The organism is Ectopseudomonas toyotomiensis, assembly GCF_017167985.1.
Classification (GTDB): Bacteria; Pseudomonadota; Gammaproteobacteria; order Pseudomonadales; family Pseudomonadaceae; genus Aquipseudomonas; species Aquipseudomonas toyotomiensis.
This window is the reverse complement of record NZ_CP070505.1, coordinates 4,405,646-4,430,020: the sequence shown is the minus strand read 5'-3', so window position 1 is coordinate 4,430,020 and position 24,375 is coordinate 4,405,646. Positions and strand designations below refer to the sequence as shown.

Below are 24,375 nucleotides of genomic sequence, written 5' to 3'. Positions count from 1 at the left end.
CCGGACTCTGCCGGGGTTCTGTCAGGCATTTCGCTCAGCGCTCGGCACCAAGCTGGCCTCGCTCGTCAGAAAAGACGATCTCCACTCGCCGATTCTGCGCCCGACCACGTGCTGACGCATTTTCCGCAACCGGGAAGTCGACACCGTAACCGGCGACCTGAATACGCTTGGCTTCCACGCCCAGATCCACCAGCAGATCGGCCACAGCCTGTGCGCGCGCGCGCGACAGTTCAAGATTCTCGGCGGCATCACCGGTATTGTCGGTGTAGCCCTCGATGCGCACGCGGCGCTGCGGATTGATCTGCAGGAACTGCACGAGCTTGAGTACCGTACGGTTGGCTGCTGGTTGCAGATCGGCGCGACCAGCGTCGAACAACATATCGCCCAGGGTCATTACCAGGCCCCGCTCGGTCTCGTTGGTGGCGAGGCTGACCATCTGCTCTTCCAACCAGCCGTTGTGCTGCTGCACGCTCATCAGCTTGGCTTCGCGCAGGGTCAACTGCAGACGCTGGCGTTCCAGTTCGAGCTTGGCTGCGCGTTCCTGGTTAAGACTGATATCGCTGTGTTGCCGGGCGATCTCGGCATAGCGCTGGCTGAGGTAGGCGTAATGACGCACATCGTCGCCACTGCCCCAGTAATTGGACAGGCGCTCGGCACGGCCCAGCGATTCGCCTGCGCGAATCACGTCCTTGGGTGCGGCACGCAGCACGCTGGGATCTTCCTTGACCGACTGGAAACTCAGACGCGCCTCTTCCAGAGCCTGCTCACTCGCCAGCTGACTGGACGCACAACCACTCAACAGCGTACCGACCAGCATCAGGCCGCCCAGATGACCAAAAGCCTTCATCACATGGCTCCCAATTGCTGGCGCAGACGGCCGATGCGTTGATTGAGTTCGGTCAGTTGCTCCCGCCCTTTGGCATTGAGGTGCTCGGCCTCGGCCAGGCGCGCATCTAGCTCGGCCTGCTCGGCCAACAGGCGCGCCAGCTTGTTTTCACCGTCCTGCATGGCCGCCTGGGCCTGCGCGAACTTCTCTTCAGCCTGGCGAAGTGACGCGGACTGTTCGCTGACCACCCCCAGGGATTTGGTCTGCGCCAACGCCTGTTCGGTCAGCCGCATCTGCTCGGTCGGAGCAGGATCGCTGGCACAGGCCGTCAGGCCCAGCGCCAGCAGCAAGGGAAGGGTTCGATTGATCACGAAAATTTCCTACTGAGTGACGTCGCCAACCGGATCAGGTTGCATCTGCTGTGCCTTCCACAATTCCAGATTGCGTTGCAGGAACTGCTCAGGCAGCCCGGCGGCGACCATTTCTGTCATCTTTCGCGCCAGCTGGCCGCGTAGCCAGGGCTCGTTGCACGCCGAATTATGCGACAGGGTAAGGTAGAGGCCTTCGCTGGAAATCGGCGGGTCCAGCACCTCCAGATCATCGTCCATACCCAGCGTCTCGGCGAGCGCCAGGCCAGGGTAACGCTCGTAGAGCACATAGTCGGTGCGGCCAAGCAGCAACTTCTGGAACGCCTGAGTCAAGCTGGAGACGCCCTCGAGCTTCAGGTTCTGCTTGGCGAAGGTATCGAACTGCTGACCAAAACTGTTGCCCACCAGGGTGTCGCCAGTATGCCCCTGCAGGTCGATCCAGCTACCGTAGGGAAATGCTTCGCCCTTGCGCACCCAGACCACGCTGGGCGTATAGAAGAACGCAGGGTGCACGTAATCCATGTGCTCCAACCGCGGCAGGGTGATAAAGGCCCCTGCAAGCAGATCGACACGCCCGGTACGCACCTCATCCTGCGCTCGCGACCAAGGCCCGGTGTAGATCACGTCAACCACCACACCGAGTTCATTTGCCAGGTGTTTGAGCAGATCGGCATTGGCGCCGATCAGCTGCTGCGGATTATGCGGATCACGCCAAAGATAGGGGGGATATTCCGGATTACCGGTCGCCACCAGGCGCTCGCATTTACCAACGGCCAGGGCTGCAGTCGGCATAACGACCAGGGCGCACCACAGCAACAGCGACTTAAACAGACAACGCTCAGGCATTGGCTACTCTCGGTTTATGCGTTGATTGGCAGGATGAGCTTGGCACCCCGGCACCCTCTGTGTTCATGCTAGCTTAGTGGCGCCGCCAGTTCGCGATAAGGACGCGCCATGAAAAAACTGCTGCTCGCTTTGCTGCTACTGCTTCTCGCCGCCTCAGCAACGCTGTACTTCTTTCCCGCCGCTCAGTTGACCAGCCTGCGCCTGATAGAACAACAGCGCGCCGGGCTCAGTCACGAGCGACTATCTGTCCGCGATCTTAACATCCATTACTATCAGGGAGGACCGGCGAGTGGCGAAACCCTGGTGTTGCTCCACGGTTTCGCTGCAGATAAGGATAACTGGCTGCGTTTTTCTCGCCACCTGACCAAGGACTACCGTGTCATCGCATTGGACCTGCCCGGCTTCGGCGACAGCGACCTGCCACCCGGCAGCTACGATGTCGGCACCCAGGCTGAACGGCTGGCGGATATTCTCGATGCCATGGGCATTCAGCAGGCTCATCTGCTGGGCAATTCGATGGGTGGACACATTGCCGCACTCTTCGCGGCACGCTACCCGGATCGTGTTCGTTCGCTGGCGCTATTGGCCAACGCCGGAATCGACAGCCCGCACAAGAGCGAACTGTATCGATTGCTGACCAGTGGTGCGCCCAATCCACTGGTGGTCAAGCAACCGCAGGATTTCGACAATCTGCTGCAGTTCATCTTCGTCGAACCACCCTATCTGCCCGAGTCGCTCAAGCGATATCTGGGCGAGCGCTCCATGGCCAAGGCTGCGCACTATGAACGGGTATTCAAGCAATTGGTGGAGCGCGCCATCCCATTGGAGCCAGAGCTGGCGAAAATCCAGGCCCCCACTCTGCTGCTCTGGGGTAAACAGGACCGGGTGCTGGATGTATCCAGCATCGACGTCATGCAACCGCTGCTAGGCAAATCCAGCGTGGTGGTCATGGACAACGTCGGCCATGCCCCCATGCTCGAGCGCCCCGAAGAAAGCGCCCTGCTCTACCGGCAGTTTCTAGAAGGCCTGAAGTGACACCGAGCACACGCAGGCAATAAAAAACCCGCTCTGGTGAGCGGGTTTTTTCGTTGCGGGAAAAGCGGCTTAGACCGACTTCTCCAGCTCCGGTACAGCTTCGAACAGGTCGGCGACCAGGCCGTAGTCAGCCACCTGGAAGATCGGCGCCTCTTCGTCCTTGTTGATCGCAACGATCACCTTGGAGTCCTTCATACCGGCCAGGTGCTGGATCGCGCCGGAGATACCGACGGCGATGTACAGCTGCGGCGCAACGATCTTGCCGGTCTGACCGACCTGCATGTCGTTCGGCACGAAGCCGGCGTCGACGGCAGCGCGGGAAGCACCGACGGCAGCGCCCAGCTTGTCGGCCAGGGCGTACAGGTGCTTGAAGTTGTCGCCATTGCCCATGCCACGGCCGCCAGAAACGACGATCTTGGCAGCGGTCAGTTCCGGACGGTCGGACTTGGCCAGTTCTTCGCCAACGAAGGCGGACTTGCCGGCGTCAGCCGGGCCGGAAACGGCTTCAACGGCAGCGCTGCCGCCTTCGGCAGCAGCAGCGTCGAAACCGGTGCTACGCACGGTGATCACCTTGATGGCAGCCGAGGACTGCACGGTGGCGATGGCGTTACCGGCATAGATCGGACGCTTGAAGGTGTCGGCGCTTTCAACGGCGATGATCTCGGAGATCTGATCGACGTCCAGAGCAGCAGCGACGCGCGGCAGGATGTTCTTGCCGTTGCTGGTCGCGGCCGCCAGGATGTGGCTGTAGCCCTTGCCGAGTTCGGCTACCAGCGGAGCGACGTTCTCCGGCAGTTGGTTGGCATAGGCAGCGTTGTCGGCAACCAGGACCTTGGCCACGCCAGCGATCTTGGCCGCGGCTTCGGCAGCAGCGCCAGCGTTGGCACCGGCTACCAGAACGTGAATGTCGCCACCGATCTTCTGTGCAGCAGCAACGGTGTTCAGGGTCGCGGCAGCCAGAGCGGCATTGGTGTGTTCAGCGATAACCAGGATAGTCATTTAGATTACCTTCGCCTCGTTCTTCAGTTTCTCGACCAGTTCAGCCACGGACTTGACCTTGATGCCAGCGCTGCGAGCAGCCGGCGCTTCGACTTTCAGGGTCTTGACGGTGGAGGCGGTGGAAACGCCCAGAGCGTCCGGGGTAACGGTTTCCAGCGGCTTCTTCTTGGCCTTCATGATGTTCGGCAGCGACGCGTAGCGCGGCTCGTTCAGACGCAGGTCAGTGGTGACGATCGCCGGCAGGTTCAGCGCAACGGTCTGCAGACCGCCATCGATCTCACGGGTAACGTTGACCTTGTCGCCAGCCACTTCGACCTTGGAGGCGAAGGTGCCTTGGCCGAAGCCAGTCAGGGCGCCCAGCATCTGGCCGGTCTGGTTGTTGTCGCTGTCGATGGCCTGCTTGCCCATGATCACCAGCTGCGGCTGCTCCTTGTCGACCACTGCCTTGAGCAGCTTGGCCACGGCCAGGGAGTTCAGCTCGTCATTGGATTCGACCAGGATGGCACGGTCGGCACCCAGAGCCAGCGCGGTGCGCAGTTGCTCCTGGGCGGTAGCCGGGCCGATGGAGACGACGACGATTTCGCTCGCCACGCCTTTCTCCTTCAGGCGTACGGCTTCTTCCACGGCGATTTCGCAGAAGGGGTTCATGGACATCTTGACGTTGGCGAGGTCGACGCCGCTGTTGTCCGCCTTGACGCGAACCTTGACGTTGTAGTCAACCACTCGTTTGACAGCTACAAGAACCTTCATGGATTCCTCGTTACTCTCCGGTGAATAAGAATGTCGCCAAGGCGAGCCTGGCCGGTGATGCAAAATCGGCCGCAACCAACCTTTCAGCTCAGACGGCGAGCGCAAAACCGCCCGTATCTTGACCCCGCGGCCTGGCCCGGTCAATACAGCGAACTGGCCGGTCATCCGCGATGTAGTACGATTCTAACAGGCCTACAGAAAATTCAAACAAACGTTTGTATTGGCCCACTGAGAGGGTGTAGATATAATGCCCACGCCGTGCTTAGGGAGCGAGCCGCGCCCTCCAACATAAAATATCGAAGAGCCTTGAGTAGGAGATAGCCTGTGGAACGCGAATTTATGGAGTTCGACGTCGTCATCGTCGGCGCCGGCCCGTCCGGACTGTCCGCCGCCTGCCGACTGAAGCAGAAAGCCGCTGAAGCGGGTCAGGAGATCAGCGTCTGCGTGGTCGAGAAAGGCTCCGAAGTTGGCGCTCACATCCTCTCTGGTGCGGTGTTCGAACCGCGCGCCCTGAACGAACTCTTCCCCGACTGGAAAGAACTCGGCGCCCCGCTGAACACCCCGGTCAAGCGCGATGACATCTACCTGTTGCGCGACGCTGACAAGGCTACCCGAATTCCTGACTTCTTTGTGCCGAAAACCATGCACAACGAAGGCAATTACATCATTTCCCTGGGCAACCTGTGCCGCTGGCTGGCCCAGCAGGCCGAGAACCTGGGCGTCGAGATCTACCCGGGCTTCGCCGCTCAGGAAGCGCTGATCGACGAGAGTGGCGTGGTACGCGGCATCGTCACCGGTGATCTGGGTGTCGACCGTGAAGGCAACCCCAAGGAAGGCTACTACACCCCCGGCATGGAACTGCGTGCCAAGTACACCCTGTTCGCCGAAGGCTGCCGTGGCCACATCGGCAAACAACTGATCAAGAAATACAACCTCGACAGCGAAGCCGACGCCCAGCACTACGGCATCGGCATCAAGGAAATCTGGGACATCGACCCGGCCAAGCATGAACAAGGCCTGGTGGTGCACACTGCCGGCTGGCCGATGGACATCATGGGCACCGAAAATACCGGTGGCTCCTTCCTCTACCACCTGGAGAACAACCAGGTCGTGGTGGGTCTGATCATCGATCTGTCCTATGCCAACCCGCACCTGTCGCCGTTCGACGAATTCCAGCGCTACAAGCACCACCCGGTGATTGCCCAGTACCTGGAAGGTGGCAAGCGCGTTGCCTACGGCGCACGCGCCATCAGCAAGGGCGGCCTGAATTCGCTGCCGAAGATGGTCTTCCCGGGCGGCGCCCTGATCGGCTGTGACCTCGGCACCCTGAACTTCGCCAAGATCAAGGGCAGCCACACTGCGATGAAGTCCGGCATGCTCGCTGCCGACGCCATCGCCGAAGCCCTGGCAGCCGGCCGCGAAGGTGGCGATGAGCTGAACAACTATGTGGATGGCTTCAAGGCTAGCTGGCTTTATGACGAACTGTTCCGCAGCCGTAACTTCGGTGCGGCCATCCACAAATACGGCGCCATCGTCGGCGGTGGCATCAACTGGCTGGACCAGAACATCTTCGGCGGCAAGGCGCCCTTCACCCTGCACGACAACAAGCCGGATTACGCCTGCCTGAAGCCGGCAGCCGAGTGCGCAAAGATCGCCTACCCGAAACCGGACGGCAAACTGAGCTTCGACAAACTGAGCTCGGTATTCCTCTCCAACACCAACCACGAAGAAGAGCAGCCCTGCCACCTGAAGCTCACCGACCCGAGCATTCCGCTGGCGAAGAACCTGCCGCTGTACGACGAACCGGCGCAACGCTACTGCCCGGCCGGCGTATACGAAGTGGTGACGCAGGAAGACGGCGAGAAGAAGTTCCAGATCAACGCGCAGAACTGCGTGCACTGCAAGACCTGCGACATCAAGGACCCGGCCCAGAACATCACCTGGGTTGCCCCGGAAGGCACCGGGGGCCCGAATTACCCCAACATGTAGTTCGGCCAGATATGAAAAAGGCTCCTTCGGGAGCCTTTTCGTTTCTGTCGAATCCGTAGGAGCGAGCTCTGCTCGCGAAGGCTTCAAGGCCACGTTCCGCGAGCAGAGCTCGCTCCCACAGGCATTCAATCCTGATAGATCATCTTGCGGCTCATGCCGCCGTCGATGACGAACTCCTGCCCGGTGACGAAACCCGCCGCATCGGAGAGCAGCCAGGCGACCTGCGCCGCGACATCTTCCACCGTGCCCACACGGCCGACCGGATGCTGTGCGTGGTCGAACACCGACAGCGGCTCCAGGCGCTGCTGCGACGGGTCGCGAGAGTCGATCCAGCCTGGGCTGACGCAGTTGACCCGCACCTCCGGGCCCAGGCTGATCGACAGCGCGTGAGTGAGCGCAACCAACCCGCCCTTGCTCGCGGCGTATGCCTCGCAATCGGCCTCGGACTGGCTGGCGCGGGTGGAGGCGATATTGACGATGGCGCCGCGATGCCCACGCAAATATGGCGCGCAATGCTTGGCCAGCAGCATGGCGCCGGTCAGGTTGACCGCCAGCAGACGATTCCAGCGCTTGACGTCGAGCGACTCCAGCGGCGGCGTGTGCGGATCGGAGATAGCCGCATTGCATACCAACGCATCGAGACGCCCGAACTGACCGAGCACCTCGGCGACACCGAGGCTTACCTGATCCTCCTTGGCTACATCCATGGCCACGAACCAGGCGTTATCACCCAAAGCACGTGCCACCCTGGAGCCACGCTCGCGGTCGACGTCGGCCAACACCACCTGCCAACCCTCGGTGATCAGCCAGGCACTGATACCCAGGCCGATCCCGCGAGCAGCTCCGGTGACCAGGGCGACACGCCCGTTGTTGGGCGTGTCATTCGTCCCCCACTCCAGCATGCTCAGAGCGCAGCCAGGCCGCGCGCCAGATCCGCCTTGAGGTCTTCCAGCTCTTCCAGGCCCACAGCGACGCGGATCAGGTTGTCGCGAATACCGGCGTTGGCACGCTCCTGCGGCGTCAGGCGGCCATGGGAGGTGGTAGCCGGATGGGCAACGGTGGTCTTGGTATCGCCGAGGTTGGTGGTGATGGAGATGACGCGTGTGGCATCGATCACCTTCCAGGCGGCATCACGGCCACCCCTGACTTCGAAACTGACCACCGCACCGAAGGCGCTCTGCTGCTTTTTCGCCAGCTCGTGCTGCGGATGGCTGGGCAGCCCCGCGTAATACACGCGCTCGACCTGCGGCTGCTGCTCCAGCCACAGCGCCAGCTGCATCGCACTCTCACTCTGCGCACACATACGGATGCGCAGGGTTTCCAGGCCCTTGACGAACATCCAGGCGTTGAACGGGCTGAGGGTGGGGCCTGCGGTACGCAGGAAACCGACCACTTCCTTCATCTGCTCGCTACGCCCCGCCACCACACCGCCCAGGCCACGGCCCTGGCCGTCGATGTACTTGGTCGCCGAATGCATGACGATATCGGCGCCGAGCTTCAGCGGCTGCTGCAGAGCCGGCGTGCAGAAGCAGTTGTCCACCGCCAGCAGTGCGCCGCGGGCATGGGCGATCTCCGCCAGTGCGGCGATATCCACCAGTTCGGCCAGCGGGTTGGATGGCGATTCGACGAACAGCAGCTTGGTATTAGGTTTGAACGCGCCCTGCCAGGCCTCCAGATCGGCCAGCGGCACGTAATCCACCTCGATGCCGAAACGCTTGAGGTACTTCTCGAACAGGCTGATGGTGGAGCCGAACACACTGCGTGACACCAGCACATGGTCGCCGCCACTGCACAGGCTCATGACGATGGCGAGGATCGCCGACATGCCGGAGGCAGTGGCTACAGCCTGCTCGGCGCCTTCCAGTGCGGCAATGCGCTCCTCGAAAGTGCGCACGGTTGGGTTGGTGTAGCGCGAATAGACGTTGCCCGGCACTTCACCAGCAAAGCGCGCAGCGGCATCGGCAGCGGTGCGGAACACGTAACTGGACGTCAGGTACAACGCTTCGCCATGCTCGCCCTCAGGCGAACGGTGCTGGCCGGCACGCACCGCCAGGGTGTCGAAGCCTACGCCATCCAGGTCGCTGTCGAGCCTGCCGGCTTCCCATTCCAGAGTCATATCGCTTCCTCACGAAAACAGCCCAGGCAGGACCGCTGCCCTGCCCGCTCGAATCAATTGTTGTACAGATCGATGATCGCGCTGACTGCCTGCGACTTGACCTTGCTGGCATCGTTGCGCGCCTGCTCGATCTTGTCCAGGTAGGCCTCGTCGACGTCACCGGTGACATACTTGCCGTCGAATACCGCACAGTCGAAGTTGTCGATCTTGATTTTCTTGCTGCCGCTGACCGCTTCGATCAGGTCCGGCAGGTCTTGATAAACCAGCCAGTCGGCACCGATCAGCTCGCAGACCTCCTCGGTGCTGCGGCCGTGGGCGATCAGCTCATGAGCGCTGGGCATGTCGATGCCGTAGACGTTCGGGTAGCGCACCGCCGGGGCTGCCGAGCAGAAGTAGACATTCTTCGCGCCGGCCTCGCGGGCCATCTGAATGATCTGCTTGCAGGTGGTGCCACGGACGATGGAGTCGTCCACCAGCATCACGTTCTTGCCGCGGAATTCCAGCTCGATGGCGTTGAGCTTCTGCCGTACGGATTTCTTGCGCGCCGCCTGGCCGGGCATGATGAAGGTACGGCCGATGTAGCGATTCTTGACGAAACCTTCGCGGAATTTCACGCCCAGGTGATTGGCCAGCTCCAGCGCCGCGGTACGGCTGGTGTCAGGAATCGGGATGACCACGTCGATGTCATGATCCGGACGCTCGCGCAGGATCTTGTCGGCCAGCTTCTCGCCCATGCGCAGACGCGCCTTGTACACCGAGATACCGTCCATGATCGAGTCCGGGCGCGCCAGGTAAACGTGCTCGAAGATGCAGGGCGCGTACTGCGGGTTGGCCGCGCACTGACGGGTGAACAGCTTGCCTTCTTCGGTGATGTAGACCGCCTCGCCCGGCGCCAGGTCGCGGATCAGGGTGAAGCCGAGCACGTCCAGCGATACGCTCTCGGACGCGATCATGTACTCGACACCTTCATCGGTATGGCGCTGGCCGAAGACGATCGGACGAATGCCGTTGGGGTCGCGGAAGCCGACGATGCCATAACCGGTGATCATCGCCACGACGGCGTAACCGCCCAGGCAGCGCTCGTGCACGTGGGTAACGGCGGCGAACACATCTTCTTCGGTCGGCTGCAGCTTGCCGCGCTGGGCCAGCTCATGGGCGAACACGTTGAGCAGCACTTCCGAATCGGAATTGGTGTTCACGTGACGCAGATCGGACTCGTAGATTTCCTTGGCCAACTGCTCGACGTTGGTCAGGTTGCCGTTGTGCGCCAGGGTGATGCCGTAGGGCGAGTTGACGTAGAACGGCTGAGCTTCGGCCGAGCTGGAGCTACCAGCAGTCGGGTAGCGCACATGGCCAATGCCCATATGGCCAACCAGGCGCTGCATGTGGCGCTGCTGGAACACGTCACGTACCAGGCCGTTGTCCTTGCGCAGGAACAGGCGGCCATCATGGCTGGTGACAATACCGGCAGCATCCTGGCCGCGGTGCTGGAGGACGGTGAGCCCGTCATACAGCGCCTGATTGACGTTCGATTTACCGACGATACCGACGATGCCACACATGTGCCACGACCCCTGCTAGATAGTTCAGGCTAATTCAGCGACCGATGCAGCGGTTACTCCGCAGCGGTCACTCTTTTAAAGCAGATCAGCTGGGTGAGCCGATCCACCGGTAAACCACTGATCGGACCACCCCAGAATGAGGTTCTTCGACCAGTCGGCGACCATCAGAAAATGCGGCACCAGTTGCGACTGTTGCCACCACGTATCCTGCTCCACTGGCGCCAGGCTGATCAGCCCGACCAGCAGCACCACCAACAAACCACCACGTGCGGCGCCGAATACCATGCCGAGAAAACGGTCGGTACCGGACAGGCCAGTCACGCGAATCAGCTCACCAATGAGGAAATTGACCAGGGCGCCCACCAGCAAGGTGGCGATGAAGAGAATGGCACAGGCTGCAATCACCCGCGCGGAAGGCGTTTCGATAAATTCGACGAGATGCTGGGCCAGTGCGCCACCGAACATCCAGGCGACCACACCTGCGATGATCCAGGTCAGCAGCGACAGGGCTTCCTTGACGAAGCCGCGCTTCAGACTGATCAAACTAGAAATGGCGATGACGGCGATGATCGCCCAATCGACCCAGGTGAATACCACGGTGCGGCCTACCAGCGGAAAAGGCGGAGCATTTTAGCAGAGCCCGGCGCATCGGGTAACCAGTCGCTGCAAAGTCCCTTGCTTGCTTAGCCTGCTTCCGGCTGGAAGCGCACGACAAAACCGCTGAGTTTGTGCTGGCGGTTGAGCTGGTCACGCAGACGCTCGGCCTCGGCGCGCTCGATCAACGGACCGACAAACACCCGATTCATGCCGTCGAAGGTACGGATATAGGCGTTGTAGCCCTGACTGCGCAGCGTTTTCTGCAGATTTTCCGCTCCAGCGCGACTGGACAAACTGGCCAATTGTACCGACCAGCTGATCGGCAGACTGTTGGCGTCCAGGCGGCCTTCCGGCTTGGCAGGAGCAGCGCTCGCCGCCTGTTCGGTCTTGACCGGATCGGGCTTGCCCTGCTGCGCGACAGGCGGCGGGGTCGGCTTGGGCTGCTCAGGCACCTCGACGATCTGAGGCTCCACCTCTTCGACGGGAACCGGCTCCTGCGGCAACTCCTCTGGCTCGACGACCTCGGCAGGCTGCACGATGATCTCGGCAGCAGTCGGCGCTTGCGGCATGGCCGGCGCATCCACTACCACGCGGCGCATCTCATCCTCGCGCGACAGCAGCATAGGCAGGAAAATCACTGCCAGCGCCACCAGCACCAGAGCACCGACCATGCGCTGCTTGAGCCCACTGTCCAGCATTGCCATCCCCAATCCCCTTATCAAGCCGGGCGGGCCAGCCAATCCAGGGCCTCGGCCACGCAGAAAAACGATCCGAACAACAGTATCTCGTCACCCTCTGCCGCCTGCTCGCACTGCGCATCGAGCGCGGTACGCACATCCGGGTACTGCACCACCACCGCGCCCTGCCCCCGCAGGTGCTCGGCCAGGTCATCGGCAGAGCGTGAACGCGGCGTTTCCAGCGGCGCCACGGCCCAGCCAGCAACCAGACTCAGAAGCGGCGACACCACGCCGGGCAGATCCTTGTCGGCCAACAAACCGAACACCGCCCAACGCCGCCCGATCAACGGGCGACTCTCCAGGCGCTGCGCCAGATAATCGGCGGCATGAGGATTATGCCCAACATCGAGCAACAGTGTGAGTGACTTGCCTCGCCAATCCAGCGCACGACGATCCAGACGCCCGGTTACCCGCGTGGCGAGCAGGGCCTGAACGATCTGCTGGTGATTCCACGGCAGCGGCAGAAGCGCATAGGCCTGCAACGCCAGCGCCGCGTTTTCCATTGGCAGATCAAGAAGCGGCAGCTGCTCCAGTCGCAGCACCTGGCCTTTTGCATCGAGGCCATACCAGGACCAGTCCTGCGCCTGCACATTCAGATCATAGTCACGACCACGCAGGAACAACGGCGTGTCCAAAGTCACCGCCTGCTCCAACAAGGGCTGCGGCGGGTCGAGATCACCGCACAATGCGGGCATGCCAGCACGCATGATCCCGGCCTTTTCGAAGGCGACCGATTCACGGGTATCGCCCAGCCAGTCCGCGTGATCCAGGCCAATGCTGGTGATCAGGGCCAGATCGGCATCGACCAGATTCACCGCATCCAGGCGTCCACCGAGGCCTACTTCGAGCACCACGGCATCCAGCTGAGCACGCTCGAACAGCCAGAAGGCCGCCAGCGTACCCATCTCGAAATAGGTCAGGGAAATTTCACCACGCGCGGCCTCGACCGCCGCGAAAGCCTGACACAGCTCTTCATCGCTCGCCTCGCGCCCATCAAGCAACACACGCTCGTTGTAACGCAGCAGGTGCGGTGAACTGTAGACACCGACACGCTGCCCCTGGGCTGCGATCAGGCTGGCGAGAAAGGCGCAGGTAGAGCCCTTGCCATTGGTACCGGTGACGGTAACCACCAATGGCGCAGGTTTGCCCAGGCCGAGCCGCTGCGCCACCTCACGCGAGCGCTCCAGCCCCATGTCGATGGCCGATGGATGCAACTGCTCGAGGTAGGCGAGCCACTCGCCCAGGCTACGTTCGGTCATGCAGTGGCCGGCAGGGAAACCGGAGAGGGACGATTCATCATTTGCGCAAGCAGACGCGCCAGGCGCGGACGCAGTTCATTGCGCGAAATGATCATGTCGATGGCGCCATGTTCCAGCAGGAACTCGCTACGCTGGAAGCCTTCTGGCAGCTTCTCGCGCACGGTCTGCTCGATCACGCGCGGGCCGGCAAAACCGATCAGCGCCTTCGGCTCGGCCACGATGACATCACCAAGCATCGCCAGACTGGCGGAAACACCGCCATAGACCGGGTCAGTCAGCACGGAGATGAACGGCAGGCCTTCTTCACGCAGGCGCGCCAGCGCGGCGGAAGTCTTGGCCATCTGCATCAGCGAGATCAGCGCTTCCTGCATGCGCGCGCCGCCGGAAGCGGAGAAGCACACCAGCGGACAGCGTTTTTCCAGCGCGACATTGGCCGCCTGAACGAAACGCTCGCCAACGATGGCGCCCATGGAGCCGCCCATGAAGGAGAACTCGAAGGCGCAAACGGCGATCGGCATACCTTCGAGGGTGCCGCTCATGGAGATCAGCGCGTCTTTCTCGCCAGTCTGCTTCTGCGCACCGGCCAGACGATCCTTGTATTTCTTGCTGTCGCGGAATTTCAGGCGGTCGACCGGCTCGAGATCGGCACCGATCTCCTCACGCCCTTCGGCATCGAGGAAGAGGTCGATACGCGCACGAGCGCCGATACGCATGTGGTGATTGCACTTGGGGCAGACATCAAGTGTCTTTTCCAGCTCAGGACGGTAGAGCACGGCATCACAGGACGGACATTTATGCCACAGGCCCTCGGGCACAGAGCTCTTCTTCACCTCGGAACGCATGATCGAGGGAATGAGTTTGTCTACCAACCAGTTGCTCATGCTGTCATTTCTCCATAACCGTTGGTTCGGATGAACGCCTCATCGTGAAACGCCCATCTCCAGCAATTCTTTTCTGCCGCACCCAGCGCCCGTCGAAACGAGCCATGGCGGCGTGACAGGCTAATTGACGGCCCTGCTTCAATCGCCGTCACATCGTGCATCACGCACTGCCCGCACGAATGCACGAATCTTGCCTGCATCCTTTATGCCTTTACTGGCCTCTACCCCGCCACTGACATCCACGGCATGGGGACGCACCTGGCGAATCGCCGCCGCGACATTGTCTGCATCCAGGCCGCCGGCCAGGATGATTGGCTTGGCGGCATCTTCAGGCACCAGCGACCAATCGAACGAAGCGCCCGTACCACCCGGCACGCCCTCGACGAAGGTATCCAGCAGAATACCCTGCGCACCAGCGTAGGGCGCCATGGCGGCCGCCACATCCTCACCAGGGCGAACCCGCAGCGCCTTGATATAGGGGCGGCCATGGCCTTCACAGTCGGCCGGCGACTCATCACCGTGAAACTGCAGCAGATCCAACGGCAGGCGCTGCAACAACTGCTGCAGCTCGTCGCGCGGCATGTCGACGAACAGCCCGACACTGGTCACGAACGGCGGTAACGCCTGCAGGATAGCTGCGGCCTGCTCGATGCTGACTGCTCGCGGGCTTTTCCCGTAGAACACCAGACCAATGGCGTCGGCTCCCGCCTCCACCGCTGCCAGAACATCCTCGATGCGGGTGATCCCGCAAATCTTGCTACGTACGACCGTCACGTTCATACCTCTCGCCATCCGGGCTCGGATGGTAACAAAGGGTTATGGCTGTCGCACGTCCGGCAGGCCGGAGAGAAAATGCGGCCCGAGATAGCGCTGTGGCAATTCGAACTCCTCCGGGTAATCGACCTGTATCAGGTATAGACCGTAGGGGTGCGCCGTCACTCCCCCACTATGTCGATCGCCCCGCTCGAGCACCTCGCGCGCCCATTCCGGCGGCCGCTCGCCCGCACCAATGGTCATCAACACACCGGCGATGTTACGCACCATATGATGCAGAAAAGCATTGGCGCGGATATCCAGCACGATGAAGCGGCCATGCTCGATCAGTTGCAGGTGGTGCACGGTCTTGATCGGTGACTTGGCCTGGCAGCGGGTTGCCCGGAAGGCGCTGAAATCATGGGTGCCGACCAGCGCCAGGGCCGCTTCACGCATGCGCGCCACATTCAGCGGTCGATGATTCCAGGTGACTTCCTCGGCCATGTGCGCCGGACGAATCGGATCGTTGTAGATCACGTAGCGGTAACGTCGCGCCATGGCCGAGAAGCGTGCATGAAAGTGCGCCGGCATCACCTTCGCCCAGGTCACGCTGATGTCACCGGGCAAATTCATGTTGGCACCCATGATCCACGCGTGCAGCGAACGCTCGACAGTGGTATCGAAATGCACCACCTGACCACTGGAATGCACAGAGGCATCGGTACGCCCTGCGCACAGAATGCTGACCGGGGCACCACCGGCGACCTTGGACAAGGCATTTTCCAGGTGCCCCTGGATCGACGGAACATTCGCGCCCTGGCGCTGGAATCCGCGATAACGTGCGCCCTTGTATTCGAGGCCCAGGGCGATTCTGAAAAAGCCAGCGGCCGCCATTTCGGCGGCCGCTACAGGTACTGCGTCAGACATCTATCAATCAAACCATCTTGGCAATCATCTCGCGAGCTTCCTGCTGCTGGGCATCGCTGCCTTCGGCAATCACTTCATCAAGAATGTCGCGCGCACCTTCGGTGTCGCCCATGTCTATGTAAGCCCGAGCCAGATCCAGCTTGGTCGCGGTTTCATCGGTACCGGACAGGAAGTCGAAGTCATCATCGCCATCCAGATCAGCGGACAGGCTGCTGGCCGGCGCCAGCGGAGCTGCTTGCGGCTCTTCGAAGTCAGTCGACAGCTGATCCAGCTCAGCGGTCACTTCATCCAGCTGCGCGGCGAAGCTGTCAGGTGCAACAGCCGGCTGAGCAGGAGTTTCATCTTCGAGCGAGAGGTCAAAGTCAGCCGGCAGATCGAGATTGGCAGATGGCGCTTCTTCAGCCAGATCGAGGCTCAGATCGGAAAGATCGTCGGTCGGCTGGTTCAGCGGTGCATCGTCATCGAGGCTCAACAGGAAATCATCAGCTTCATCGCTGACTGCCGGAGTCGCCTCATCCAGATCCAGGCTGAACGCGGACAGATCGTTGGACGGCTGGGACAGCTCAACCTTGTCATCATCCAAAGCGAGATCGAAGCCCAGATCGTCGTCGGCAGAAGCTGCCGGCGCGGCAGGCTCATCGACCAGACCGAAGTCCAGATCATCATCCAGCGACAACGGCGCTTGCTCAGCCTTGGCCGACTGAACATCACTCTCCAGATCGGCCTCGAGGTCGTCGAGGCTCAGATCGAAGGCATCATCCAGATCACCGCCGGTGGAAGCAGGCGCTTCTGCGGTCGGCTCATCCAGGCTGAGGTCATCCAGACTGAAGTCGCCCATGTCGTCATCGACGGAGGCAGCGGCAGCTGCGGCACCCGCACCTGCGAAGGCTGCGATCGCTGGATACTTGGATTTCAGCTGCTCGGCTTCAGCATTCACCCCGCCGATCTCGCGCAGCTCATTATCCTGACGGGCAAAGCCTTCGCGGTCACCCAGCTCGGCGTAGACTTCCATCAACTTCAGACGCAGATCGGCACGGTGTGGCTCGTCATTGATCGCGTTCTGCAGCAGTTCGGCCGCTTGATTGAAGCGCCCGTAAGCAATGTAGATATCAGCCTCGCCCAACGCGTCGCCAGTCTGCGCCGTGACACGTTCCTCGCCAGCGGCCTGGGCGGCCTGCACAGGCTCGTCGTCGAGGCCAGCGAAACTGTCTTCAGGCATATCCAGGTCGGAGGCAAATGCCTGCTCCTGAGACAGGTCGTCGGCCAACTCATCTTGCAGCTCGGACTCTTTCTGGGCGTTGCGGCGCGACAGCGCCATCAGGCCGACCAACAGAAGCAGAAGCGCCCCACCACCGGCCAGACCCAGCGTCATCGGGTTAGCCATCAGGTCATCAATAAAACCCTGTGGGGCCGGTGCAGGTGCAGGTGCAGCAGGTTTGGCTGCTTCGGCCGGCTTGGCCGGGGCGGCTGGTTCAACGGCAGCAGCCGGCTCACTGGCCGGCTGTTGGGTTGCGGCGGCGCTGTCCTCGACAGACGCAGCCGGCTCCTCGGAATAGTTGTAGTCAGGCGCTGCCTCCTCAGGCGGCGTAGTCGGCGGAGTGGCCGCCTCCTCCACAGCGGGCGGTTCGGCCTCAGGCGCTGCTGCCGGAGTTTCCGCAGACGGCTCTTCCGTTGTAGCGGGCGCCGCGGGCGTTGCCGACAGGTCGGCCTGCAACTTGGCCAACTGGCTGTCCTTCAGCTCCACCAGACGCTGCAGCTTGTCCAGCTGGCTTTGCAGGTCACCTACGCGACTCTGCAGCTCGGCGTTCTCACGACGAGTCGAATCCAGGCTTTCCTGAGTCACTGCCAGCTTGTCGGCCAGTGCCTTGCTGCCAGCCGCACCGGTATCGCTACCGCGAGTGGACTGACCTGCCTCAGCAGCGACCAGCTTCAGGCTATCACCCGCCTCCGCAGTCGCCGGCGCAGCGCCCGCCGCGGTGCGGCGAGTGGCATCCAACTGACGCGAAGCGACAGCACGGCCTTCGCGCCAGGCGGCATTCTGCTCGGCAACCTGAGTGATCGCCTCGGCATTACTGCGGCTGCGAATCTGCTGTTCGTCCGGCAGACGCAGCACCTGACCGCTCTTCATACGGTTGATATTGCCACCGATGAAGGCATCCGGATTCAGATCCTGAATAGCCAACATGGTCTGATTGACCGAACCACCGCCGACACGCTGGGCGATCTCCCAGAGCGTATCGTTGGCAGTGGTTCTGTATTCGTTACCGGAAATGGCGCGCGACGCCGGCGCCGGCGCGGTAGGACGCGGAGCCGTAGCAGGTGCGGCGCTGGTCGGCGCAGCGGCAGGCGCAGCAGCTGGGCGTGGCGCAGGCGCAGCAACCGGCAACTGCGGGGCAGCGGCTACGGACGATTGCGGCGAGTAAAGTGGCGGATCGAGCAGCAGGGTGTATTCACGCAGCAAGCGACCGTTCGGCCAGAGCACTTCAACCAGGAAGTTGAGATAAGGCTCACGCACGGTCTTGCTCGAGGTGATGCGGATAACGCTCTTGCCGTTGGGCTTCAATACCGGGGTGAACTTGAGATCCGTCAGAAAGTACTGACGATCGACGCCGGCCTTGATGAACTCCTCAGGGGACGCGAGGCTGGGAATCACCTCATTGGAAGCAAGGTCGCGTACCTCCAGCAATTCGATTTCCGCTACCAGCGGCTGATTCAGCGACGATTGCAGGGTAACCTCACCCAACCCCAGCGCATGCGCCATACCGGAAGACAGCGCGGAAGCGGCTGCGATTGCCAGCACCAGTTTGCGAACCCGAACCATAGCGTTATCCCTTGTTTTATCTTTTTCTCGGCATGCGAGAGGGTCTTGAGAATTGCTGCCTGCCTCCGCTCCACGAGCGGCTCCCCATTCAGCAATCAACTCAGCCAGTATTGCCAAGCTAGAAAGATTCTTCAAATTTCTAGGTAAGTATCTTTTACAGATAGTGTTTTATCAATAACTCAGCTATCTGCACAGCATTCAGGGCGGCGCCTTTTCTTACATTATCAGACGCAATCCACAAATTGAGTTGCCTTGGATCGCTCACGCCACACCGGACCCGCCCCACATAGACCTGATCTTGCCCCACCGCATCGCCCACTGCAGTCGGGTAATCGCCGGGCTCTACCAACTCGATGCCCGGCGCGACCTCGAGCAACTGCTGCACTGCACTGATATCGATATCCGAATCAGCATACACGCCCAATGCGAGACTATCGCCAAAGAACACTGGCACCAAGGCGCAGGTGGCTGCTACCGGAAGCTCGGGCAGACTCAATAATTGTTGAATCTCAGCCGCCAAACGCTTCTCCAACTGAGCATGCCCTTGGTCATCTACCTCGCCGACCTGCGCCAGCAGATTGAACGCGATCTGTCGATCTACCGTCTTGGGCTCCAATGGGCGAGCGTTGAGTAGCTCAGCGGTCTGCCGCGCCAACTCCTGCACACCACTACGCCCCAGAGTGGAGATCGACAGCATGGCAGTTACCTGCAACTGCTGGGGTTGAAGTACAGGCTTCAGCGCCGCCAGCACCAGCGCGCAGGCCACCGCAGAAGGCGTCGGTGCACTGACGCACCACGGCTTGGTCAATGCCGGCAGCCCCGCGGCACCCAGCTCAGGCAATACACATGGTGCTTGCTCCAGCGAAAAAGCAGCGCTCAGGTCTATGACCGAGCAACCGGCTGCGACCACGCGCTCATGATGGCTGCGCGTCACGTCAAAGCCCGCGGCAAAGAACGCCAGTTGCACCTGCGTGAAGTCGAAGGCATCGAGCGACCTGACCCGCACCTGCCGACCGCGGAAAGAAAGACTCTGCCCGGCCGACTCGCTGCTGGCCAGCAGATGCAGATCCTTCACCGGAAACTCACGCTCTTCGAGCAATTCGACCAGCGCTTCGCCGACGTTGCTGGTGGCGCCGATCACGGCGATATTGATGGACTGACTCATGAGCTGACCTACGACACAGAGGGAGCGGCACTGTAACTGCGGCCCATCGCCCAGGCAATCGGCTCCCCCAGAAAACACAAAGCCCCTCTGCCGAGACAGAAGGGCTTTGTTTGATACTGGATGCCGGCTTCGCGCCTAGCGCTCCAGCAGGATCCGCAGCATGCGACGCAGCGGTTCGGCAGCGCCCCACAGCAGTTGGTCACCGACGGTAAACGCCCCCAGGTACTGCGAACCCATGTTGAGCTTGCGCAGACGACCGACCGGCACGCTCAGGGTGCCGGTCACGGCAGTCGGGCCGAGGTCGCGGATGGAATCTTCGCGGTGGTTCGGCACCAGTTTGACCCAGGGATTGTGCTGGCTGATCAGGCCTTCGATGTCGGCCATCGGCACATCCTTGTTCAGCTTGATGGTCAGCGCCTGGCTGTGGCAGCGCATGGCACCGATGCGCACGCAAATGCCATCGACCGGGATCGGGTTCTTGAAACGACCGAGAATCTTGTTGGTTTCGGCCTGAGCCTTCCACTCTTCACGGCTCTGCCCGTTCGGCAGCTCCTTGTCGATGTAGGGGATCAGGCTGCCAGCCAGCGGCACACCGAAGTTGTCGACCGGGAAGCCTTCGCCACGCATTGCCTCGGCCACCTTGCGATCGATGTCGAGGATGGCGCTGGCCGGATCGGCCAGTTCATCGGCGACCGCGCCGTTGATAGCACCCATCTGCTTGATCAGCTCACGCATGTTCTGCGCACCAGCACCGGAAGCAGCCTGGTAGGTCATGGCACTCATCCACTCCACCAGACCGGCCTCGTACAGACCGCCGAGCGCCATCAGCATCAGGCTGACGGTGCAGTTGCCGCCGATGTAGTTCTTGGTGCCGGCGTCCAGCGCCTGGTCGATCACCTTGCGGTTGACCGGATCGAGCACGATCACCGAGTCGTCATCCATGCGCAGACTGGAGGCGGCGTCGATCCAGTAGCCCTGCCAGCCGGCCTCACGCAGCTTGGGGAATACTTCATTGGTGTAGTCGCCGCCCTGGCAGGTCAGGATCACGTCCAGGCCCTTGAGGTCGTCAATGCTGTAGGCATCTTTCAGCGCAGCGATGTCCTTGCCAATGGCAGGGCCTTGGCCACCGACATTGGAAGTGGTGAAGAACACCGGCTCGATCAGGTCGAAGTCCCGCTCTTCCAGCATGCGCTGCATGAGCACGGAACCGACCATGCCACGCCAACCGATCAGACCTACACGTTTCATAACGACTACACCTATATAAACAGCCCGCCGGAACCACCCCGGCGGGGCTGGGAAGATTACAGACTACGCAGCGCTTCGACTACTGCATCACCCATGGCAGCGGTACCGACCTTGGTCTTGCCCTCGGACCAGATGTCACCGGTACGCAGGCCCTGATCCAGCACCAGGCTCACCGCTTTCTCGATGGCATCGGCAGCAGCGACCTGACCGAAGCTGTAACGCAGCATCATGGACACCGAGAGAATGGTGGCCAGCGGGTTGGCGATACCCTTGCCAGCGATGTCCGGCGCGGAGCCATGGCACGGCTCGTACATGCCCTTGTTGTTGGCGTCCAAGGATGCCGACGGCAGCATGCCGATGGAACCAGTGAGCATCGAAGCTTCGTCAGACAAAATGTCACCAAACATGTTGTCGGTGACCATCACGTCGAATTGCTTGGGTGCGCGTACCAGCTGCATGGCGGCGTTGTCGACGTACATATGGCTCAGTTCGACGTCCGGGTAGTCCTTGGCCACTTCCTCGACTACGGCGCGCCACAGCTGGCTGGACGCCAGGACGTTGGCCTTGTCCACCGAACACAGCTTCTTGCCGCGCACGCGCGCCATGTCGAAGCCGACCTTGGCGATGCGGCGGATTTCGCTCTCGCTGTACGGCAGGGTGTCATAGGCCATACGCTCGCCGTTTTCCAGCATCTTGCTCTCGCGCGGCTGCCCGAAGTAGATGCCGCCGGTCAGCTCACGGACGATGAGAATATCCAGGCCTGCGACCACTTCCGGCTTGAGGCTGGAAGCCTCGGCCAGTTGCGGGTAGAGGATGGCCGGGCGCAGGTTGCCGAACAGGCCCAGTTGCGAACGGATCTTCAGCAAGCCGCGCTCCGGGCGGATGGCCGGATCGATGGTATCCCACTTCGGCCCGCCTACGGCGCCGAGCAGTACGGCATCGGCAGCCTTGGCGCGCGCCAGGGTCTCTTCGGCCAGCGGCACGCCGTAGCGGTCGATGGCCGCGCCGCCCAGGTCATCGAAGCTCAGTTCGAAACCCAGGGCGTACTTGTCGTTGGCCAGGTTCAGCACCTTGACCGCTTCGGCCATGATTTCCGGGCCGATACCGTCGCCTGGGAGAACCAGAATCTGCTTGCTCATTGCATCCTCATCAAACCGTAGGGTGCGCCGTGCGCACCACTTAAATAGTCTTAAATCAGGTGCGCACAGCGCACCCTATCGAACGCCTTACTTGATTGCGCCGAACAGCCAGGGGCTGTTCTGCTGATAACCAACCTCGAACGCCTTGATCGCGTCCTGATCCTGCAGGGTCAGGCCGATGTCGTCCAGGCCGTTGAGCAGGCAGTGCTTGCGGAAGGCATCGACCTCGAAGCTGTGCTGCACGCCATCAGGGCGAGTCACGGTCTGCGCCTGGAGGTCGACGGTCAGCTGATAACCCTCGACGGCCTCGGCCTGCTCGAACAGCGCATCGACTTCTTCGTCCTTGAGAACGATCGGCAACAGGCCGTTCTTGAAGCTGTTATTGAAGAAGATGTCGGCGAAGCTCGGCGCGATCACCGTACGAAAACCGTACTCGTCCAACGCCCACGGCGCGTGCTCGCGCGAAGAGCCGCAGCCGAAGTTCTCGCGGGCCAGCAGCACGCTGGCGCCCTGGTAGCGCGGGAAGTTGAGCACGAAGTCCTTGTTGATCGGGCGCTTGGAGTTGTCCTGATTCGGCTGGCCGACATCCAGGTAGCGCCACTCGTCGAACAGATTGGGGCCGAAGCCGGTGCGCTTGATCGACTTGAGGAACTGCTTGGGAATGATCTGATCGGTGTCGACGTTGGCACGGTCGAGCGGGCAAACCAGGCCGGTGTGTTGGGTAAAGGCTTTCATGTGCGGTCTCCTCAGGCCTGGATCAATTCACGAACGTCGATGAAACGACCGGTCACCGCCGCAGCGGCAGCCATGGCCGGGCTGACCAGGTGAGTACGACCACCGGCGCCCTGACGGCCTTCGAAGTTGCGGTTGGAGGTCGAGGCGCAATGCTCGCCGCTGCCCAGTTTGTCAGGGTTCATCGCCAGGCACATGGAGCAGCCCGGCTCACGCCATTCGAAACCAGCCTCGATGAAGATCTTGTCCAGCCCCTCGGCCTCGGCCTGCTGTTTCACCAGGCCAGAACCCGGCACCACCATGGCTTGCTTGACGGTACTGGCGACCTTGCGCCCCTTGGCCACCTCAGCGGCAGCTCGCAGGTCTTCGATACGCGAATTGGTGCAGGAGCCGATGAACACGCGATCGAGCTGGATAGCGGTGATCGGCTGGTTGGCGCTCAGGCCCATGTACTTGAGTGCGCGGGTGATCGAATCCTTCTTCACCGGGTCAGCTTCGACGGCCGGGTCCGGCACGTTCTGGTCCACGGCCAGGACCATCTCCGGCGAGGTGCCCCAGCTGACCTGCGGCTTGATGTCTTCGGCCTTGAGTTCCACCACGGTGTCGAACACCGCATCGGCGTCGGAGACCAGGTTTTGCCACTGTGCCACGGCCTTGTCCCAGTCGCTGCCCTTGGGCGCGAACGGACGATCCTTGACGTAGGCGATGGTTTTCTCATCCACCGCCACCAGACCCACACGGGCGCCAGCCTCGATGGACATATTGCAGATGGTCATGCGCCCTTCCAGCGACAGATCGCGGATCGCGCTGCCGGCGAATTCCAGGGCATGGCCGTTACCGCCGGCAGTGCCGATCTTGCCGATCACGGCCAGCACGATGTCCTTGGCGGTGACGCCGAACGGCAGCTTGCCTTCGACGCGCACCTGCATGTTCTTCATCTTCTTGGCCACCAGGCACTGGGTCGCGAGCACGTGCTCGACCTCGGAGGTGCCGATGCCATGGGCCAGCGCGCCGAAGGCGCCATGGGTGGAAGTGTGCGAGTCGCCGCAGACCACGGTCATGCCCGGCAGGGTCGCGCCCTGCTCCGGCCCGACCACGTGGACGATGCCCTGGCGCACGTCGTTCATCTTGAATTCGAGGATGCCGAAGTCGTCGCAGTTCTCGTCCAGGGTCTGCACCTGGATACGCGATACTTCGTCGGCGATGGCTTCGAGGCCACCCTGACGCTCGGCCTTGGTGGTCGGCACGTTGTGATCCGGTGTAGCGATGTTGGCGTCGATGCGCCACGGCTTGCGCCCGGCCAGACGCAGCCCCTCGAAGGCCTGCGGCGAGGTCACCTCATGGAGGATGTGACGATCGATGTAGATCAGCGAGGAACCGTCGTCGCGACGTTTCACTTCGTGCATTTCCCAGAGCTTGTCGTAGAGCGTCTTGCCAGTCATCAGCCTTACCTCATCAGCGCCTTTTGAGCACATCCGGAAACTGCCTGCGTTATCACCGCCTGGCGTCAGAAGTGCACCTTTCTATGCCTGGGCGAAAATGGCCCTTCGGCTTATGAGGGGAATGCTATTGCCAGGCACGAAATAACTCAAATTCATATTTTTTATTCAAAGGATTCCGAAGAG

The 24,375-nt window shown here is 61.6% G+C and carries 22 protein-coding genes; 2 read left to right on the top strand and 20 right to left on the bottom strand.

All coding sequences use genetic code 11. The annotated features are described in order from the left end of the window. Positions 1-34 precede the first annotated feature (34 nt). The 3 genes from JWV26_RS20490 to JWV26_RS20480 are packed head-to-tail and all read right to left on the bottom strand — an operon-like array spanning position 35 to position 2,040. On the bottom strand, positions 35-847 hold the full coding sequence (locus tag JWV26_RS20490) for an OmpA family protein (RefSeq protein WP_206417691.1): 813 nt from the start codon (positions 845-847) through the stop codon (positions 35-37). Next, positions 847-1,197 (bottom strand): DUF4398 domain-containing protein, encoded by a 351-nt coding sequence (locus JWV26_RS20485; RefSeq protein ID WP_206417690.1) that lies wholly within the window; start codon positions 1,195-1,197, stop codon positions 847-849. The genes JWV26_RS20490 and JWV26_RS20485 overlap by 1 nt, the downstream gene beginning before the upstream one ends. A 9-nt stretch (positions 1,198-1,206) precedes the next feature. After that, positions 1,207-2,040, bottom strand: coding sequence for a substrate-binding periplasmic protein (locus tag JWV26_RS20480; RefSeq protein ID WP_206417689.1), 834 nt, complete (start codon positions 2,038-2,040; stop codon positions 1,207-1,209). A 108-nt stretch (positions 2,041-2,148) separates the two neighbouring features. Here JWV26_RS20480 and JWV26_RS20475 point away from each other — a divergent pair, with 108 nt between their 5' ends. After that, positions 2,149-3,075 carry an alpha/beta fold hydrolase gene (locus JWV26_RS20475; RefSeq protein ID WP_206417688.1) on the top strand — a complete coding sequence of 309 codons (927 nt, stop codon included), beginning with the start codon at positions 2,149-2,151 and terminating at the stop codon, positions 3,073-3,075. Positions 3,076-3,144: 69 nt separating this feature from the next. On the opposite strand, the gene JWV26_RS20470 is transcribed toward JWV26_RS20475, so the two are convergent. Next, positions 3,145-4,074: an electron transfer flavoprotein subunit alpha/FixB family protein gene (locus JWV26_RS20470; protein ID WP_017677310.1), complete on the bottom strand. Its 930-nt coding sequence runs from the start codon at positions 4,072-4,074 to the stop codon at positions 3,145-3,147. Continuing rightward, entirely contained in the window at positions 4,075-4,824 is a 750-nt protein-coding gene (locus JWV26_RS20465) for an electron transfer flavoprotein subunit beta/FixA family protein (RefSeq protein ID WP_012018936.1), read from the bottom strand. It abuts the gene before it with no gap. Between the two features lie 324 nt (positions 4,825-5,148). Between JWV26_RS20465 and JWV26_RS20460 the strand changes: the two genes are divergently transcribed. Beyond that, positions 5,149-6,813 carry an electron transfer flavoprotein-ubiquinone oxidoreductase gene (locus JWV26_RS20460; RefSeq protein ID WP_206417687.1) on the top strand — a complete coding sequence of 555 codons (1,665 nt, stop codon included), beginning with the start codon at positions 5,149-5,151 and terminating at the stop codon, positions 6,811-6,813. 125 nt (positions 6,814-6,938) lie between these two features. On the opposite strand, the gene JWV26_RS20455 is transcribed toward JWV26_RS20460, so the two are convergent. The 15 genes from JWV26_RS20455 to leuC all read right to left on the bottom strand — a co-directional run bounded on the left by JWV26_RS20455 (position 6,939) and on the right by leuC (position 24,192). Continuing rightward, positions 6,939-7,715, bottom strand: coding sequence for an SDR family oxidoreductase (locus JWV26_RS20455; protein ID WP_206417686.1), 777 nt, complete (start codon positions 7,713-7,715; stop codon positions 6,939-6,941). Between the two features lie 2 nt (positions 7,716-7,717). After that, positions 7,718-8,929 carry an O-succinylhomoserine sulfhydrylase gene (locus JWV26_RS20450; protein ID WP_206417685.1) on the bottom strand — a complete coding sequence of 404 codons (1,212 nt, stop codon included), beginning with the start codon at positions 8,927-8,929 and terminating at the stop codon, positions 7,718-7,720. A gap of 53 nt (positions 8,930-8,982) precedes the next feature. Beyond that, positions 8,983-10,491: an amidophosphoribosyltransferase gene (purF, locus tag JWV26_RS20445; RefSeq protein ID WP_003461126.1), complete on the bottom strand. Its 1,509-nt coding sequence runs from the start codon at positions 10,489-10,491 to the stop codon at positions 8,983-8,985. Between the two features lie 75 nt (positions 10,492-10,566). Then, positions 10,567-11,088, bottom strand: coding sequence for a CvpA family protein (locus tag JWV26_RS20440; protein ID WP_003461125.1), 522 nt, complete (start codon positions 11,086-11,088; stop codon positions 10,567-10,569). A gap of 86 nt (positions 11,089-11,174) precedes the next feature. Continuing rightward, positions 11,175-11,792: an SPOR domain-containing protein gene (locus JWV26_RS20435; RefSeq protein WP_206417684.1), complete on the bottom strand. Its 618-nt coding sequence runs from the start codon at positions 11,790-11,792 to the stop codon at positions 11,175-11,177. Positions 11,793-11,806: 14 nt separating this feature from the next. Then, positions 11,807-13,084, bottom strand: a complete 1,278-nt coding sequence (folC, locus tag JWV26_RS20430) for a bifunctional tetrahydrofolate synthase/dihydrofolate synthase (RefSeq protein WP_206417683.1) — start codon at positions 13,082-13,084, stop codon at positions 11,807-11,809. After that, entirely contained in the window at positions 13,081-13,965 is an 885-nt protein-coding gene (accD, locus tag JWV26_RS20425) for an acetyl-CoA carboxylase, carboxyltransferase subunit beta (RefSeq protein ID WP_045733087.1), read from the bottom strand. Before accD ends, folC begins: the two co-directional genes overlap by 4 nt. Before the next feature lie 138 nt (positions 13,966-14,103). Continuing rightward, on the bottom strand, positions 14,104-14,757 hold the full coding sequence (locus JWV26_RS20420) for a phosphoribosylanthranilate isomerase (RefSeq protein ID WP_420890277.1): 654 nt from the start codon (positions 14,755-14,757) through the stop codon (positions 14,104-14,106). A gap of 24 nt (positions 14,758-14,781) precedes the next feature. Further along, a complete protein-coding gene (gene truA, locus JWV26_RS20415) occupies positions 14,782-15,645 on the bottom strand; it encodes a tRNA pseudouridine(38-40) synthase TruA (RefSeq protein ID WP_064494613.1) in 864 nt (287 codons plus the stop codon). A 7-nt stretch (positions 15,646-15,652) separates the two neighbouring features. Beyond that, a complete protein-coding gene (locus tag JWV26_RS20410; protein ID WP_206417682.1) occupies positions 15,653-18,466 on the bottom strand; it encodes a motility hub landmark protein FimV in 2,814 nt (937 codons plus the stop codon). A 154-nt stretch (positions 18,467-18,620) separates the two neighbouring features. Next, the gene (locus JWV26_RS20405) at positions 18,621-19,631 is read right to left on the bottom strand and encodes an aspartate-semialdehyde dehydrogenase (protein ID WP_206417681.1); all 1,011 of its coding nucleotides are present in this window, start codon (positions 19,629-19,631) and stop codon (positions 18,621-18,623) included. Between the two features lie 135 nt (positions 19,632-19,766). Continuing rightward, positions 19,767-20,879, bottom strand: coding sequence for an aspartate-semialdehyde dehydrogenase (gene asd / locus JWV26_RS20400; RefSeq protein WP_003461106.1), 1,113 nt, complete (start codon positions 20,877-20,879; stop codon positions 19,767-19,769). Between the two features lie 56 nt (positions 20,880-20,935). Further along, positions 20,936-22,018 (bottom strand): 3-isopropylmalate dehydrogenase, encoded by a 1,083-nt coding sequence (gene leuB, locus JWV26_RS20395; protein ID WP_206417680.1) that lies wholly within the window; start codon positions 22,016-22,018, stop codon positions 20,936-20,938. An 87-nt stretch (positions 22,019-22,105) separates the two neighbouring features. Further along, positions 22,106-22,753, bottom strand: coding sequence for a 3-isopropylmalate dehydratase small subunit (leuD, locus tag JWV26_RS20390; RefSeq protein ID WP_206417679.1), 648 nt, complete (start codon positions 22,751-22,753; stop codon positions 22,106-22,108). Positions 22,754-22,764: 11 nt separating this feature from the next. After that, the gene (gene leuC / locus JWV26_RS20385; RefSeq protein WP_093049805.1) at positions 22,765-24,192 is read right to left on the bottom strand and encodes a 3-isopropylmalate dehydratase large subunit; all 1,428 of its coding nucleotides are present in this window, start codon (positions 24,190-24,192) and stop codon (positions 22,765-22,767) included. Positions 24,193-24,375: the final 183 nt, after the last annotated feature.

Bases quoted from the DNA above. Each gene is read 5' to 3' on its own strand.
- JWV26_RS20410 (WP_206417682.1), bottom strand. From the start codon at position 18,466: ATGGTTCGGGTTCGCAAACTGGTGCTGGCAATCGCAGCCGCTTCCGCG.
- JWV26_RS20490 (WP_206417691.1), bottom strand. From the start codon at position 847: ATGAAGGCTTTTGGTCATCTGGGCGGCCTGATGCTGGTCGGTACGCTG.
- leuB (WP_206417680.1), bottom strand. From the start codon at position 22,018: ATGAGCAAGCAGATTCTGGTTCTCCCAGGCGACGGTATCGGCCCGGAA.
- JWV26_RS20470 (WP_017677310.1), bottom strand. From the start codon at position 4,074: ATGACTATCCTGGTTATCGCTGAACACACCAATGCCGCTCTGGCTGCC.
- leuC (WP_093049805.1), bottom strand. From the start codon at position 24,192: ATGACTGGCAAGACGCTCTACGACAAGCTCTGGGAAATGCACGAAGTG.
- truA (WP_064494613.1), bottom strand. From the start codon at position 15,645: ATGTCTGACGCAGTACCTGTAGCGGCCGCCGAAATGGCGGCCGCTGGC.
- JWV26_RS20455 (WP_206417686.1), bottom strand. From the start codon at position 7,715: ATGCTGGAGTGGGGGACGAATGACACGCCCAACAACGGGCGTGTCGCC.
- JWV26_RS20435 (WP_206417684.1), bottom strand. From the start codon at position 11,792: ATGGCAATGCTGGACAGTGGGCTCAAGCAGCGCATGGTCGGTGCTCTG.
- JWV26_RS20480 (WP_206417689.1), bottom strand. From the start codon at position 2,040: ATGCCTGAGCGTTGTCTGTTTAAGTCGCTGTTGCTGTGGTGCGCCCTG.
- JWV26_RS20475 (WP_206417688.1), top strand. From the start codon at position 2,149: ATGAAAAAACTGCTGCTCGCTTTGCTGCTACTGCTTCTCGCCGCCTCA.
- JWV26_RS20405 (WP_206417681.1), bottom strand. From the start codon at position 19,631: ATGAGTCAGTCCATCAATATCGCCGTGATCGGCGCCACCAGCAACGTC.
- purF (WP_003461126.1), bottom strand. From the start codon at position 10,491: ATGTGTGGCATCGTCGGTATCGTCGGTAAATCGAACGTCAATCAGGCG.
- folC (WP_206417683.1), bottom strand. From the start codon at position 13,084: ATGACCGAACGTAGCCTGGGCGAGTGGCTCGCCTACCTCGAGCAGTTG.
- asd (WP_003461106.1), bottom strand. From the start codon at position 20,879: ATGAAACGTGTAGGTCTGATCGGTTGGCGTGGCATGGTCGGTTCCGTG.
- accD (WP_045733087.1), bottom strand. From the start codon at position 13,965: ATGAGCAACTGGTTGGTAGACAAACTCATTCCCTCGATCATGCGTTCC.
- JWV26_RS20465 (WP_012018936.1), bottom strand. From the start codon at position 4,824: ATGAAGGTTCTTGTAGCTGTCAAACGAGTGGTTGACTACAACGTCAAG.
- JWV26_RS20420 (WP_420890277.1), bottom strand. From the start codon at position 14,757: ATGGCGAGAGGTATGAACGTGACGGTCGTACGTAGCAAGATTTGCGGG.
- leuD (WP_206417679.1), bottom strand. From the start codon at position 22,753: ATGAAAGCCTTTACCCAACACACCGGCCTGGTTTGCCCGCTCGACCGT.
- JWV26_RS20450 (WP_206417685.1), bottom strand. From the start codon at position 8,929: ATGACTCTGGAATGGGAAGCCGGCAGGCTCGACAGCGACCTGGATGGC.